The organism is Mycoplasma sp. 2248 (genome assembly GCF_034863245.1).
Classification (GTDB): domain Bacteria; phylum Bacillota_I; class Bacilli_A; order Mycoplasmatales; family Metamycoplasmataceae; genus Mycoplasmopsis.
In genome coordinates this window covers 16,816-31,094 of the sequence record NZ_JAYFFC010000002.1, presented here as the reverse complement: position 1 = coordinate 31,094, position 14,279 = coordinate 16,816, and the positions used below count along the sequence as shown (strand labels likewise).

Genomic DNA, 14,279 nt, shown 5'->3' with positions numbered 1-14,279 from the left:
TGATTAATTCTTTTGTGTAGCTGAAACAAGTACTCCTAAGTTTGTGAATGGTTTAGGATTTGATCCAACTAAGCTTTCTAATAAGTTAGGGTAGTCAATGAATGGGTTTCTTAATCCACCTTCAAATGCAGCAATTTTATTATTTCTTGCAACGTCAAATGGAGAAACTGGATCAGTTGCTGTTCAGTTTGCAAAAGTATTAAAGTAGTGTTCTTTAATGTAAGGTGCTGTTCTTGTGAAGATTGATTGAGATGTAGCTGCTAAGTTTCTGTCATTGTAAGTTACAGTGAAGTAAAGGTATGATCTAGCAATGTCACCTTTGAATTCATTGATTGGTTCAAATGATGTCATACCAATTGAGTTTGTCCCTAATTTTCCACCGTTCATTGATGTTCAACTAGCAGAAGCATTTGCAACTAAATCGTGAGGATAGTTACTTCTTACTCCGTTTACTTTAATATCTGTTGGATAAATGTGGTGAACGTCTGAAACCATTGGTGATTCTTTACTGAATCAAGATTGAGGAATAACGTGTTCTCTGTTCATTCCATAGCTCTCACCAGAAGCATTATTACTTGTTGGGTAAGATCTATATGTGTATGGATCTGTACCTGTTGGGTTTTCAGAATAAATATCTAACATTGTGTTATCTTTTTCAAAGTAAATATCTCTGAATGGTGAGTTGCTTGATTGGTAGAAACCTGGAATATATTTATATTCTCTAACACCTGATAAATGTGCTTTTTGAATTTTTAATAATGCAGCATATAATTCTGCACCGCTTTTTCCGTTAGCTGATGCATAGTAATTATTGCTTGAATCATAGTTGTATGAGTAGTTTGAATTTACTGGTGTAATAGTTATATTTGAACTACCTGTGTTTCCACCTGTTGTTGGTGTTGTTGTAGTTTGTGCTTCCTTAAAGAAAACAGTAAATTTTGATGTGAATGTTTTAGTTGAAAATTCATATCCACTATTATCAGCAGCACCTGTGTTAATTGCAGCTTTGTATGTTAAAGTTAATTCATTTGTACTTGCATTAAATTGGAAGTTAATATCACCATTTGGTCTATCTGTACTTTTGTATGTGAAAATTGGTTCTTCAAAGTTTGCTGGATGGAATTTAGCATTAATAGCTTCTTCAAATAATGCCCCAACAGCTGGTCCTGTTTTTCTGTTTAAACCAATTTCATTTGTATTTCTCATGAAGTATAAGAATTTGTTATTTCCATCTTTTAAATAAGTTAAGATTTGATCTTTTGAAGTAGCAGGAATTTCGATAGGTTTAAATACATTGCTTGCATTTTCTAATGAAACCTCAGCTGGTGTAGCAGGAATAACTGGTTTTGGTGTAACAATTTCTTTTCTTGCATTATCACCTGTTTTATTACATGAAAGTGAAACCATTGGTAAAATAGCACTAGCTGCTAAACTTGATGTTAAAAATAATTTTTTAAAAATTTTCTTCATTTTTCCTCCTTAAAATAAGGTTAAAAATTTCTATTATTTTAGTTGTATTATGTATCAATATAATTTGAAAATTATATTACTTATAATTTTATACAAATAAAAAATAAAAATATGGAAAATTTATTCCATATTTTGTGAAAAATTTACTTGTCTAAAAATTGAGATAAATACTTTGCAAGTCCAGATTGATTGCATGGCAATTCAGTAATTTCATCAGCAATTTTCTTTAGTTCAGGAACTGAATTTTGCATTGCAATTAATGTCCCAACTTTACCTTTTGTAGTTGAATCATTCATTGAATCACCAATGTGCATAGCATCTTCAGGATCAATTCCCTTAAGTTTGCAATATGCAACTTCAGCTTCACCTTTTGATGAACCAATCTTAGTAATTTCTAAGGTTTTATTTTTTTCTCCAACAAATGCTATTTCAAATATGTGTCCATATTTTTCTTTTCATCTTTTAGCAAATTTAGCAGCCTTTCTAGCTGATAAACTAGATAAAAGAGCCTTGTGTATAGGGTAATCGTTTTTAAAGTCTTTGTATGGTTTTGCATTTGTAATTCATCTGAATTTATTAGAAAAGTTTTTGTAAATTTTATTTACAAATTTAATAATGTAATATAAGTAGTTCTTTACATATACGTGACTTGAATCAATTGTTACAAAAGCAAAGTTTTTAGAGATTAAATCAAATAATAACTGTGCTTTTTCTGATTCAATTATTTCCTCTGAAATAATTTTTCCATTCTCAATTGTAACAGCTCCATTTCAAGCTATATATGTAATTTCTCCTGTTAAACCTTTAACAATATCAGAAGTTTTTGCACTTAAACCACGACCAGTTGCAACCACAACTGGAATTTGTTTATTTAACTCTGTAAGTGTTTTTTTAGTAAATTCTGTTGCACTACGCATTCAGAATTTTTCTTCCGGTCCATCTAATGTGGTTCCATCTAAATCGATAAAAATAATTTTAGGTTTCTGCATTAATCTCCTATTTAACAATGTCAACTAAGTTTTTCATTAATGCAACTACAGTCATAGGTCCAACTCCACCAGGAACTGGTGTAATTGCAGCTACTTTATCTTTGACATTTTCAAAGTCGACATCACCTGATAATTCTGCCGAAAGTTTGTCATCTAAGTTAGTTCCAACATCGATAACAATAGCACCTTCTTTAACATTGTGAGCTTTAATGTATTTTGGAACACCTATTGCAACAATTAAGATGTCTGCATTTTCAATACCTTTAATTCCTGTTTCTTCATTATATGTAGAAACGTTAGCATTTTTTCTTTTAATAATGTGTGCAAGAGGTTTTCCTACAACATGTGATCTTCCAACAACACATACTCTTTTGTTTTCTACATCAATTCCATAGTGTTCCATTAACTCTAAAACACCACGTGCTGTAGCTGGAATAAAGTGTTTGTCAGCTGTATCGTTATATAATCTGAATTCATTTTTTGTTGTAAGTCCATCAATGTCTTTATCATATGGAACTGCATCTAAAATAACTTGAGTTGGTAAATGAGAAGGCAATGGTAACTGAACAATGATTCCATCGAATTTTTCATTGATTCTGTCCATTTTCTTAAGTAATCTGTCTTGAGAAATATCCTCATCAAATTTGAATAATTCAGCTTCAATACCTAAATCTTCAGCTACTCTTAATTTGTGAGCTATGTATTTGTTTGAAGCAGCATTATCTCCTACTTGGATAATTGCCATTCTTAATTTTCTTTCTAAATCAAGATCAATTATCTCTTGTCTCAATTTAGCTAATTCTTGTTTAGCTAACTCTTTACCACTTAATATTTGCATGATAATTCCTCCTCATATTTTTTAAGTTCATCTGTATATTTTTCTAATTTTGCTTTTTCAACAGCAACTTTATCAGCAGGAGCTTTTGAAACGAATCTTTCATTGTTTAAAAGTTGCTCTGCTCTAGCTATTTCTGCTTTAACAAAATTAATTTTTTCTAAAAGGAGCTTTTTATTTCTTTGTTTTGTTTCATCTGATTGTTTTATGAATAAAACATTGTCATTTAGTGCTATTAAGTAATCGTTATTATCTTCGTATAAAGCAAATACCATTTTGTTAATTGTCTCAATAGCAACTTGTGGAACGTCATTTTTAAGTGAATAAATAAGAAGTTCTTTTTTAGAAATTTGATTATTTTCACGATATTTTCTAAGTTCAGTTACAACTTCAATAACTGTGTTTATATAATCGGTTGAATGATCATCTTCAAATGTAGGTCATAATTGTTCTAATAATTCTGCATTAAAGATTTCTGAATATAACCTGTCTGTTATGAATGGTAAGAATGGATGAAGCACAATTAAAGTTTTTCTTAAGACTTCAAGAGCTGATTTTTTAGAATATGAACTCTTTAAGAATTCAACGTATCATCCACTAAGGTCTGTGAAAATAAATTTGTAGATTTCTGAACCGATGATTGAAAACTCATAGTTATCAATAAGTGAATCGATCTTAACTGATAAGTTTTTAAGTTGATTTAATATTCACTTATCTGCATCAGTAGCTTCATTGTTATTATCTTCTAGTTCATTAATGTATCTAGCAATGTTTCATAACTTGTTATTAACTCTTCAAGCAGCTTCAACTTTATCGTCTGAGAATTTAATATCTAAACCTGGTGTTGTGTTTGTGATTAAGAATCATCTTAAAGCATCTGAACCATATTTTTCAACCATATCCATAGGGTCAACACCATTGTTTAATGATTTAGACATTTTTCTACCTTGCGCATCTCTAATAAGGCCGTGAAGTAGTAATCTATCAAATGGTTTTTGACCTGTAAATTCAAGTCCAAAGAAGTACATTCTAGCTACTCAGAAGAAAATAATGTCATAACCTGTAACTAAAAGAGATGTTGGATAATATCTTTTTAGTTTTTCATCAGTTTGAGGCCATCCTAAGAACACAAATGGAGCAAGTCCTGATGAGAATCAAGTATCTAGAACATCCGGATCTTGAACTCATCCTTCACCTGGTGAATCAACTTGAACTTTCATATTACCATTTTGGTCATATCAAGCAGGAATTCTGTGTCCTCATCAAAGCTGTCTAGAAATTGTTCAATCATAAACATTTTCCATTCATTGACGCATAGTTAATTCAAAACGTTTTGGATAGAACTTAACAGCTTCTGGAGAATCTAAATCTTTTAAGATTAAATCTCTGAAGTGTTCCATTTTAACAAATCATTGTGGTAGCACTAAAATTTCGACTGGTGTTTTAGATCTATCTGAAATACCAACATTTGAAATTGTTGTTTCAACTTTTTGAATATAACCATTATCTTGTAAGAATTGTGCAATCTTCTCTCTTGCCACAAATCTTTCTAAACCGTGGAATTCAGGTAATGTAGGATAGTTAATTAAACCATCTTTTGAAATTGTTTCGTTGATTTCAAGATTGTGTTTTTTTATAATATCAATATCAACTTCAGCGTGTGCACTAAGTTTCATTAATCCTGAACCAAAGTTAATATCAACATATTCATCAGGTATGATTGGTAATTCTTTTTTAGTAATTGGGTGAATTACAACTTGTCCTTCTAAATCTTTGTATCTTGAGTCATTTGGATTAAATACAACAGCAACGTCGCTTAATAAAGTTTCAGTTCTAACAGTAGCAATTGTCAACACATTGTTTGAACCCTTAATTGGATAATTGATGTAGTACATTTTTTGCTCTGTAGGTTCATTATTAACTTCAATGTTTGATAAAGCAGTTTGTAACTTAACATCTCAGTTAATTGCTTTAACACCTTTGTAAATGAAACCTTTGTTGTATAAGTCAATGAAAACTTTTGAAACAGCTTCATTAGCTTCTGCATCAAGTGTGAATCTTTCAGCTGAATAATCAAGTGCTAGACCAATTTTTGATCATTGTTGTCTAAATAAGTTTGCATATTCAGCTTTTCATTCTCAAATCTTATCAACGAAAGCTTGTCTACCTAAATCGTGGCGAGTTTGACCTGTTAATTGAAATAAAACATCCTCAACTTTCGATTGTGTAGCAATTCCAGCGTGATCCATACCTGGAACTCACATAACATCAAAACCATTAAGTCTCTTATATCTTATAATTGTGTCAGGTATATAAACATCAAGTGCATGACCTAAATGTAGCTTACCAGTTACGTTTGGTGGTGGTAACAAAATAGTGAAAGGTTTTTTATCTAAATCATGAGTTTGAAAATATTTCTTAGCTTGTCATTTTTTATCAATGTCTTTTTCAACTAGCGTGTGATTATATATTTTGTCCATTAATACCTCCGTTAAATAATTTCAAGGTATTTTTACTTAAAAAAATATCTATATAAATAATTATTAAAATTATAATAAATTTTGCTAAAATTCCTTACCCCTTTTACTGGTAGCACATAAGTGAAAAAATAAAATGTTTATAAAACAATATAGTAAAATTTAATTGTATGAAGATAATTAGCACAAATAAAAAAGCTCATCACAACTATGAAATTATTGATAAATATGAAGCAGGAATTGAATTACTCGGTTGAGAAGTAAAATCAGCTAGAGCTAATTCAATTGACATTTCAAATGCATTTTGTTCAATTTACAAAGGTGAAATGTATCTTAAGGAAGCTTACTTCAAGCAATATATGCACGTAAAAGCTGATGAGTTTAGAGATAGAAAATTACTTCTTCATAAAAATGAGATTCGTAAGATTAAATTTGCTACAGAATCACAAGGTCTTACTATCATACCTTTAAAAATGTACTTTAATTCTTCATCAAGAATTAAAGTAGAAATAGCTTTAGCTAAAGGTCTTAAAAAGTATGATAAAAGACAACAAATCATTAAAGATGAAGTTAATAAAAAACTCAATAAGCTAATCAATTCATATAAATAATCATTATGGGGATATAATGGTTTCGACATACATTGGGGTGTTGTTGTTGCAGTAGTGTGGTAGACTATAATTACTTCTAGACTTTCTTAAATGGAAACGCTAAAAAAGAAAACAAAGTTTCAAACTTTGCAATGTTCTCAATGAACAACTTAAACCCAGTTTTTGCTTAATTAAATGCAATCTGGTGACTTTAATGTAGCTCCTTTCTATGTTAAAGTTGGTCTTAAAAGGATAGCATTAGCTTTGGTAAACTAATGTGAAATTTAGCCAAACTGTTTAATATTTTTCGAATGCTTTATCATTAAAACAGTTATAAAAAGTATTCTAAACTGTAGATGCAACAACATGCTCAATTTGTGGACAGGGGTTCGATTCCCCTTATCTCCACCATTAGCCGCTTTAGTTCTAGTGGTAAAACAGTTGACTCGTAACCAACCATCATGAGTTCGATTCTCATAAGCGGCACCATTAGATTAATCTATTTAAACATCATGACTATTGAAGTTGTGATTTTTTTAATGTCTTTTTTAAATCAATCACTAAGTGTCTACCTTTTTCAGAATTTACTTACATTTTTTAGAATAAGGATAGCTAGCAAAGTTATCTACTGTAATTATTAAAAGGAATGTGTGAAAATAACTAAAATATTAATTCCATTTGGCGCAATATCATCTGTTGTTGCTGCAACAATTTCGGTATCTTGTGGTTAAAGATACCAACAGGTCGTAAAAGAGTTCAATGAGCGTAACCTTTTAGCCATTTGCTTGATTTTGTTTATATCCATCCTTTTGTATAACTTGCATGATTTGAATAGTTTATATATTTTGCAAAAAGTTAAAATTTAGCAGTTATTTTAATGAAATTTTAATGTTTTTATCAAGAAGGGCAAAATAAAAAAACACCTTAGCAATAGCTAAAGTGCCTTATATGTTTGATTGAATTTAGAAATTATAATTCGTTAATTGTTCCACCTAATTTAGCAAAAGCTTCTTTAGCTGATGCTGATGCTTTGTGTACATCGATTGTTAATTTCTTTGTTAATGTACCATTTCCTAATAATTTAACAGGCATATTTCTTTTAATTAAGTTTACACTGAATAAAGCTTCAATTGTGATTACATCACCGTCGTTAAATCTTGTTTCTAAATCAGCAAGGTTGATTACTTGGTATTCAACGTGGTTAACATTGTTAAATCCACGTTTTCCGATTCTACGGAATCATGGTGTTTGACCCCCTTCGAATCCTAATCTGTGACCTTTACGTTTGTTTTGACCTGATTGTCCTTTACCAGCTTGTTTACCTTTTCCAGCAGCGTGTCCTCTACCTTTACGGTGTTTTTCTGGTCTTGAACCTTCTGTGAATTTTAAAGTATTTAATTTAATTGCCATATTATAAATCCTTAACTTCTTTGTCTCTGATTTCAGCGATTTCTTCAACAGTTCTCATGTTTAATAATGCTTTAACTGTAGCTTTAACAACGTTTGCTTTTGAACGAGATCCATATGTTTTTGTAACGATATCTGTGTATCCAGCTAATTCAACAACAGCACGAACTGTTCCTGAAGCAATAAGTCCTTTTCCTTTTGGAGCAGGTTTTAACATTACTTTAGATGCTAAGAATTTAGCAGTAATTTCATGTGGAACTGTACCATTAACTACTGGTACTGAAACAAGGTTATTTTGTGCATCTTTAACAGCTTTCTTGATAGCATCTGGAACTTCGTTTGCCTTACCGTGTCCAAATCCTACAAGACCTTTTTTGTTTCCGACTACAACAAAAGCTGAGAAGCTGAATCTTCTTCCACCTTTAACAACTTTTGTAACACGAGCAATGTCAACTACTTTTTCTGAGAATTCTGATTCGAATTTAGGAGCTGCTTGACGTGGTCTTCTGTTCATTGGTTTTCTGTTTGCACGTTCTTGTTTGTTTTCTGTAGCTTCTGATTTAACTGTTCTTGGTCTTCTTGCTGTAACTTCTTTTGTTCCAGCTTCTAATTTAACTTCTTTTTTGTTTTCCATTAGAATTTAACTCCTTGTTCTCTTACTGCTTCTGCGAATGCTTTAACACGTCCATGGTAGATATATCCACCACGGTCAAAAACGATTTCTGTAATACCTAATTTGTTAATTTTTTCACCCATTAATTTACCTAATTCTGATGCTGCAGCGATGTTTCCTGAGTATTTTTCATTTTTAAGTGTTGAAACACTTGCTAATGTAACACCTTTTGTGTCATCGATTAATTGTGCATAGAAGTTTTGGTGTGATTTGAATACATTTAAACGAGGTTTTGTAGCTGTACCGCTAATGTGTTGACGTAAACGAACATGTTTAACTTTTCTAGCTGCGTTTCTTGATTTTGCTTTCATTTTATTCACCTAGCAACTCCTAAATTATTTAGAAGCTGTTTTCCCTTCTTTACGTCTAATTTTTTCACCTTTGTAAGAAATACCTTTACCTGAGTACACGTTAGGTTTTCTGATTGCTCTAACTACTGAAGCAAATTGTCCAACTTGCTCTTTGCTAATTCCAAATACTGAAATTTCTGTAGGTTTAGCAACTGTAACTTTTAATTCTGATGGAACTTGTTTTGAAACTGGGTGTGAGTATCCAGCGTTAACTATAAGTTCATTTCCTCTAAGTTCAGCTTTGTACCCAACCCCTTTGATTTCTAAATCAATTTGGAACCCTTCTGAAACTCCCTTGATCATGTTTGCGATAAGAGCGTTTGTTGTTCCATGTAATTGTTTTGTTTGTTTGTTTTCGTTTGCACGTACTGTTGTAACTTGATTGTTTTCTACTTGTACTTTGATTAATGGACTAAATGTTCTTTCTAATTTTCCGTGTTTTCCTGAAACTGTAACTGTGTTACCGTTAACTGAAACTTCTGTTCCAGCAGGAATAACTAAAACTCTATTTCCAACACGAGACATACTAATTATCAAATGTAAGCGATGATTTCACCACCAACATTAGCCTCCTTAGCTTGTTTTCCTGTCATTAATCCTTTTGAAGTAGAGATGATTACTGTACCGTAACCTGATAAAACACTAGGAATTTCATCTGCTTTAACGTAAGTTCTAAGACCTGGCTTAGAAACTCTTTTAAAGTCAACGATAGCTTGTTTGTTTTTCTTGTATTTTAATGTAACTACTAATTCTTTGTTTACACCTTCACCTGAAACTGTGTAAGATGCAATGTACCCTTCTTCTAAAATTAACTTAACAATAGCTTCTTTTTTAGTTGAATATGGAATTGAAACAGTTTTATGTTTTCTAATGTTAGCGTTTTTGATTCTAACAACTAAATCTGAAATTGGATCTGTAATAAACATAATTATCAACTCGCTTTCTTCATACCTGGAATTTTACCTTCGTGTGCAAGGTTTCTAAAGCAGATACGACATACTTTGTATTTTCTTAAAACTGAGTGTGGACGTCCACATAATTCACAACGTGTGTAAGCACGTGTTGAGAATTTAGGGTGACGTTTAGCTTTTGCGATTAATGCTTTTCTTGCCATAAACTATTTAGCTCCTTTTTTTTCGAATGGTACACCAAGTGCTTCTAATAATGTTTTAGCTTCTTGGTCAGATTTAGCTGAAGTTACAATAATAACGTCAAGCCCTTTGATTTTACGGATTTTGTCAAATTCGATTTCTGGGAAGATGATTTCTTCTTTAATTCCTAAGTTGTAGTTACCTCTTCCATCGAAAGCTTTTGGATTAGCTCCACGGAAGTCACGAATACGTGGCATTGCAACATTGATTAATTTGTCTAAAAAGTCTCACATTCTTTCTCTACGAAGTGTAACTTTTCCACCCATAGGCATACCTTCACGAAGTTTTCATGAAGCGTTTGATTTTTTAGCTGTTGTTTGGTATGGTTTTTGAGAAGAGATTAATGTTAACTCATTTAAAACTTCTTCAATAGCTTTTGAGTTGTTGATTTCTTTTCCAGCTGTCATGTTTAATACAATTTTTTCGATTCTTGGAACTTCCATTGATGATTTGTATTGGTATTTTTCTTTTAAAGCAGGAACTGCTTTTTCTAAATAAACATTTTTTAACATATTAGATTTCCTTTTGTGTTCTTTTTGCGATTCTTACTTTTTTACCTTTGTCATCAATTTTGTATCCGATTTTTGAGATTTGTGCTGGTTTATCTTTTGTAGCTTTTTTAACTAAATATGCAACATTTGAAACGTGGATTGGAGCTTCTTTTTCTGAAATTGAACCATCTTGGTTTTGGTGTGAAGGTTTGTTGTGTTTTTTAACAATATTTACACCTTTAACGATAACTTTGTTTTCTGAACGTAAGATTTTTTCGATTTGACCTGTTTTTCCTTTATCTTTACCGGCAATAACCATAACTTCATCATTAACTTTGAATTTGATTTTGTTCATAACTTATCTCCTTATAAATAAATTAAAGTACTTCAGGTGCAAGTGAAACGATTTTTGGGTATTTTTCTCTAATTTCACGAGCAACAGGTCCGAACACACGTGTTCCACGTGGTGTTCCATCTTCTTTTAAAATTACAACTGCGTTATCGTCAAAACGAATGTATGTACCATTGTCACGGTGAATTCCGTAAGCTGAACGTACAACTACTGCTTTAACAACTTGCCCTTCTTTAACCATGCCGTTTGGAATAGCTTTTTTAACTGAACATACAATAACATCACCAATGTTTGCTGTTTTTTTCTTTGACCCACCTAAAACACGAATAACACCGATTTCTTTAGCACCTGAGTTATCAGCAACGTTTGCTCTAGATAATTCGTGAATCATTAGTTATTTCCTTCGATTGCAGCTTGTTTAACTTCAACTAATCTGAAGTGTTTTGTTTTTGATAATGGTCTTGTTTCCATAATAACAACGATGTCACCTAATTTAGCAACATGGTTTTCATCATGAACAGCAAATCTTTTTGTTGATTTGTAACGTTTTGAATATAATGGGTGTTTTTTGTATGTGTCAACTGCTACGATGATTGTTTTTGCTGTTTTACCAGCAGAAACAACTGTTCCAACTAAAGTTTTTCTTGAGTTTCTTTCCATAATTATTTAGCTCCTTTTTTTTCATTTAAAGCTGTTTTAACTTTAGCAATGTCTTTTCTAATGTTTGCAATTTTGTGTGTTTCTTTTAAATCACCTGTAACGTTTTGATATCTTAAAGTAAATAATTCTGCTTTAAGTTGTTCAACTAATGTGTTTAATTCATCAACTGATTTGTTTTTTAATTCTTTGTAAAGCATTATTTATCTCCTTCTTCTCTTTTGATAATTTTTCATTTAACAGGTAATTTGTGACCAGCTAATCTTAAAGCGTCTCTTGCTACATCTTCTGCAACACCTGACACTTCGAACATAACTGTATTAACTTTAACTGCTGTATATCATAATTCAGGAGTACCTTTTCCTGATCCCATACGTACACCAATTGGTTTAGATGTTTTAGCAAAGTGAGGGAAAATACGGATAATAACTTCCCCTTCACGTCCCATTCTACGTGTAGCAGCAATACGAGCTGATTCAATTTGACGAGCTGTTACTCAAGCAGATGTTACAGCTTGTAAACCAAATTCTCCAAAAGAAACTTTGTTTCCTTTTGTTGCTTTACGTTTGTCGTGTCTTTGAATGAATGGTTTTCTGTATTTGGTTCTTTTTGGTTGAAGCATTATTTATCCCCTTCCAATTTTTCACCTAATGATACTCAAACTTTAACACCAATTGCACCGTATGTTGTTCTAGCAGTAGCTGTAGCGTAATCAACATCTTGTCTTAATGTGTGAAGTTTCATTTCTCCTTCTGAGTACCCTTCTGTTCTAGCCATATCAACTCCGTTTAAACGTCCTGAAACAGCTGTTTTGATACCTTTAGCACCAGCACGCATTGCATTTCTAATAGCAATTTTTTGTGCTGAACGGAAACTTTCACGATTTTCTAATTTTGTTGCAATCATTTCTGCAAGTAATTTTGCATTTAAATCTGGATTTTTAAGTTCTAAAACTTGAACATTTAAGTTTAAGTTTTTGTTTTTAATAAATTTTGATAATGCTAATGTTAAGTCTTGAATGTTTTTACCTTCAGCACCTAACATAGCAGCTGGTTTAGCTGTGTGAACTAAAACTGTAACTTTGTTGTTTGCGTTACGTTTTACTTCAACTTTACCAATTTGGTATTGACGTACTAATTTATCAAAGAATTTGTAGATTTTAGCATCTTCAACTAAGAATGAACCAAAGTTAGCTTTTTCTGCAAATCATTGTGAGTTGTGAGCTTTTGAAATTCCGTAACGGAAACCATTTGGATTAACCTTTTGTCCCATATTAATTTCTCTCCTCTAATGTGATTGATAAATTTGATGTACGTTTTAAGATAGAGTAAGCTCTACCTTGGCTTCTTGGTTGGAATCTTTTAAGAGTTGGACCTTCATTTACATAAACTTCTTTTACGAATAATTTTGTAGCATCTAAACCATGGTTGTGTGTTGCGTTAGCAACAGCTGAGTTTAATAACTTGATGAAAATAGGAGCTGATTTTTTGTTTGTGTTGTGTAATAACCCTAAAGCAACAGTTACATCTTTACCTCTAAATAAGTTTGCAACTAATTTAGCTTTAGATACACTAACTCTTTGCAATTTAACGTGAGCTTTTGCTTGTTGTTTTTGCATTATTTCTTCTTCCCTTTATCTGCACCGTGACCAGAGAATGTTCTAGTTGGTGAGAATTCTCCTAATTTGTGACCTACCATGTCATCTGTAACGTAAACTTCAACAAATTGTTTTCCGTTGTGAACTGCAAATGTTAATCCAACGAAGTTAGGGAAAATTGTTGAACGTCTTGATCAAGTTTTAATTGGTTTTTTAGGTGCTTTTCCTTCAACGATAGCATCTACTTTTTTAAGTAAATGGTCATCTGCGAATGGACCTTTTTTAAGACTACGTGCCATTATTTAGCATCCTTTCTTCTTCTTAAAATAAGTTTATTTGAAGATTTCTTAGTTTTTCTTGTTTTAACTCCAAGAGCTTTTTTACCTCATGGTGTAAGAGGAGCTTTACGACCAACTGGTTGTTTACCTTCCCCTCCTCCATGTGGGTGATCTACTGGGTTCATTACTGATCCACGTACTGTAGGTCTAATACCTTTGTGTCTGTTAATTCCAGCTTTACCAATATTTACTAATAAGTGTTCTTCGTTTCCTACAACACCAATTGTTGCACGGCAACGAGCTAAGATACGACGTGTTTCACCAGATTTTAATCTTAACACTACGTATTTTCCATTGTCATCTTTACCAAGGATTTGAGCTGATGTACCTGCACTACGTGCAATTTGTCCTCCAGCACCTGGTTGCATTTCAATATTGTGTACAAATGTACCTTCAGGAATGTTTGAAAGTGGTAATGTGTTACCAACAATAATATCTACGTTGTCTCCTGAAACAACTTTTTGTCCTAATTTAATACCTTTAGGAGCTAAAATGTATCTTTTTTCTCCATCTGCATATACAACTAAACTAATGTTTGCTGATCTGTTTGGATCATATTCAATAGTTTTTACTGTAGCAGGGATGTTATCTTTATTACGTTTAAAGTCTACAAGTCTGTAGAATCTTTTAACACGTCCTCCATGATGTCTAACAGTAATTTTACCTTGGTTGTTACGTCCAGCATGATTTTTTAAATTCACTAAAAGTGATTTTTCTGGAGCGTGACCTGATAAGTTTTGTCTGTAATCAAGAGTAGACATGTTTCTACGACCATTTGTAGTTGGCTTAAAATGTTTGATAGCCATTTGTCTTCTCCTTTGCTTAAAAATATTTGGGGATTTGCAAGATTATCTTTTAAGCAACTATCTAAAACCCCTTAACTAATTGTTTGATTTGAACAT

Annotated in this window: 21 protein-coding genes, 1 tRNA gene and 1 other RNA gene; 3 read left to right on the top strand and 20 right to left on the bottom strand. The window is 31.9% G+C overall.

From position 1 onward, the window contains the following. Window positions 1-3 precede the first annotated feature (3 nt). From VBM91_RS00700 to VBM91_RS00685, 4 genes are all read right to left on the bottom strand, one after another. A complete protein-coding gene (locus tag VBM91_RS00700) occupies window positions 4-1,470 on the bottom strand; it encodes an endonuclease (RefSeq protein ID WP_323188942.1) in 1,467 nt (488 codons plus the stop codon). Window positions 1,471-1,613: 143 nt separating this feature from the next. Beyond that, window positions 1,614-2,459, bottom strand: a complete 846-nt coding sequence (locus tag VBM91_RS00695; protein ID WP_323188941.1) for an HAD hydrolase family protein — start codon at window positions 2,457-2,459, stop codon at window positions 1,614-1,616. 7 nt (window positions 2,460-2,466) lie between these two features. After that, window positions 2,467-3,297, bottom strand: coding sequence for a bifunctional 5,10-methylenetetrahydrofolate dehydrogenase/5,10-methenyltetrahydrofolate cyclohydrolase (locus tag VBM91_RS00690; protein ID WP_323188940.1), 831 nt, complete (start codon window positions 3,295-3,297; stop codon window positions 2,467-2,469). Continuing rightward, window positions 3,285-5,774 carry a valine--tRNA ligase gene (locus VBM91_RS00685; RefSeq protein WP_323188939.1) on the bottom strand — a complete coding sequence of 830 codons (2,490 nt, stop codon included), beginning with the start codon at window positions 5,772-5,774 and terminating at the stop codon, window positions 3,285-3,287. Before VBM91_RS00685 ends, VBM91_RS00690 begins: the two co-directional genes overlap by 13 nt. 167 nt (window positions 5,775-5,941) lie before the next feature. Here VBM91_RS00685 and smpB point away from each other — a divergent pair, with 167 nt between their 5' ends. From smpB to VBM91_RS00670, 3 genes are all read left to right on the top strand, one after another. Then, the gene (gene smpB / locus VBM91_RS00680; RefSeq protein ID WP_323188669.1) at window positions 5,942-6,382 is read left to right on the top strand and encodes an SsrA-binding protein; all 441 of its coding nucleotides are present in this window, start codon (window positions 5,942-5,944) and stop codon (window positions 6,380-6,382) included. A 7-nt stretch (window positions 6,383-6,389) separates the two neighbouring features. Next, window positions 6,390-6,772, top strand: a transfer-messenger RNA (tmRNA) gene (gene ssrA / locus VBM91_RS00675). A 3-nt stretch (window positions 6,773-6,775) separates the two neighbouring features. Beyond that, window positions 6,776-6,850 (top strand) — tRNA-Thr (locus VBM91_RS00670). 480 nt (window positions 6,851-7,330) lie between these two features. Here VBM91_RS00670 and rplO read toward each other — a convergent pair. From rplO to rplB, 16 genes are read right to left on the bottom strand one after another with little or no spacing between them, the layout of a single operon-like run. Next, entirely contained in the window at window positions 7,331-7,765 is a 435-nt protein-coding gene (gene rplO, locus VBM91_RS00665) for a 50S ribosomal protein L15 (protein ID WP_323176692.1), read from the bottom strand. 7 nt (window positions 7,766-7,772) lie between these two features. Then, window positions 7,773-8,402 (bottom strand): 30S ribosomal protein S5, encoded by a 630-nt coding sequence (gene rpsE / locus VBM91_RS00660; RefSeq protein ID WP_416234916.1) that lies wholly within the window; start codon window positions 8,400-8,402, stop codon window positions 7,773-7,775. Beyond that, entirely contained in the window at window positions 8,402-8,752 is a 351-nt protein-coding gene (gene rplR / locus VBM91_RS00655) for a 50S ribosomal protein L18 (RefSeq protein WP_257089321.1), read from the bottom strand. Before rplR ends, rpsE begins: the two co-directional genes overlap by 1 nt. A gap of 24 nt (window positions 8,753-8,776) precedes the next feature. Further along, window positions 8,777-9,316: a 50S ribosomal protein L6 gene (gene rplF / locus VBM91_RS00650; protein ID WP_323188670.1), complete on the bottom strand. Its 540-nt coding sequence runs from the start codon at window positions 9,314-9,316 to the stop codon at window positions 8,777-8,779. Window positions 9,317-9,321: 5 nt separating this feature from the next. After that, window positions 9,322-9,717 carry a 30S ribosomal protein S8 gene (gene rpsH, locus VBM91_RS00645; protein ID WP_257089317.1) on the bottom strand — a complete coding sequence of 132 codons (396 nt, stop codon included), beginning with the start codon at window positions 9,715-9,717 and terminating at the stop codon, window positions 9,322-9,324. Between the two features lie 2 nt (window positions 9,718-9,719). Then, a complete protein-coding gene (locus tag VBM91_RS00640) occupies window positions 9,720-9,905 on the bottom strand; it encodes a type Z 30S ribosomal protein S14 (protein ID WP_257089315.1) in 186 nt (61 codons plus the stop codon). 3 nt (window positions 9,906-9,908) lie between these two features. After that, window positions 9,909-10,454: a 50S ribosomal protein L5 gene (gene rplE, locus VBM91_RS00635; RefSeq protein WP_323188938.1), complete on the bottom strand. Its 546-nt coding sequence runs from the start codon at window positions 10,452-10,454 to the stop codon at window positions 9,909-9,911. A gap of 1 nt (window position 10,455) precedes the next feature. Then, window positions 10,456-10,779, bottom strand: coding sequence for a 50S ribosomal protein L24 (gene rplX, locus VBM91_RS00630; protein ID WP_416099228.1), 324 nt, complete (start codon window positions 10,777-10,779; stop codon window positions 10,456-10,458). 31 nt (window positions 10,780-10,810) lie between these two features. Beyond that, window positions 10,811-11,176: a 50S ribosomal protein L14 gene (gene rplN, locus VBM91_RS00625; RefSeq protein ID WP_257089308.1), complete on the bottom strand. Its 366-nt coding sequence runs from the start codon at window positions 11,174-11,176 to the stop codon at window positions 10,811-10,813. Then, window positions 11,176-11,445, bottom strand: coding sequence for a 30S ribosomal protein S17 (rpsQ, locus tag VBM91_RS00620; protein WP_416234915.1), 270 nt, complete (start codon window positions 11,443-11,445; stop codon window positions 11,176-11,178). Before rpsQ ends, rplN begins: the two co-directional genes overlap by 1 nt. 2 nt (window positions 11,446-11,447) lie before the next feature. Further along, window positions 11,448-11,642 (bottom strand): 50S ribosomal protein L29, encoded by a 195-nt coding sequence (gene rpmC / locus VBM91_RS00615; protein ID WP_323176676.1) that lies wholly within the window; start codon window positions 11,640-11,642, stop codon window positions 11,448-11,450. Further along, a complete protein-coding gene (rplP, locus tag VBM91_RS00610; protein WP_257089304.1) occupies window positions 11,642-12,064 on the bottom strand; it encodes a 50S ribosomal protein L16 in 423 nt (140 codons plus the stop codon). Before rplP ends, rpmC begins: the two co-directional genes overlap by 1 nt. Beyond that, on the bottom strand, window positions 12,064-12,714 hold the full coding sequence (rpsC, locus tag VBM91_RS00605) for a 30S ribosomal protein S3 (protein ID WP_323176677.1): 651 nt from the start codon (window positions 12,712-12,714) through the stop codon (window positions 12,064-12,066). The genes rplP and rpsC overlap by 1 nt, the downstream gene beginning before the upstream one ends. Window position 12,715: 1 nt before the next feature. Beyond that, window positions 12,716-13,060 (bottom strand): 50S ribosomal protein L22, encoded by a 345-nt coding sequence (rplV, locus tag VBM91_RS00600; protein WP_257089299.1) that lies wholly within the window; start codon window positions 13,058-13,060, stop codon window positions 12,716-12,718. Next, window positions 13,060-13,338, bottom strand: a complete 279-nt coding sequence (gene rpsS, locus VBM91_RS00595; protein WP_257089297.1) for a 30S ribosomal protein S19 — start codon at window positions 13,336-13,338, stop codon at window positions 13,060-13,062. Before rpsS ends, rplV begins: the two co-directional genes overlap by 1 nt. Further along, window positions 13,338-14,183, bottom strand: coding sequence for a 50S ribosomal protein L2 (gene rplB / locus VBM91_RS00590; protein WP_323176678.1), 846 nt, complete (start codon window positions 14,181-14,183; stop codon window positions 13,338-13,340). The genes rpsS and rplB overlap by 1 nt, the downstream gene beginning before the upstream one ends. Window positions 14,184-14,279: the final 96 nt, after the last annotated feature.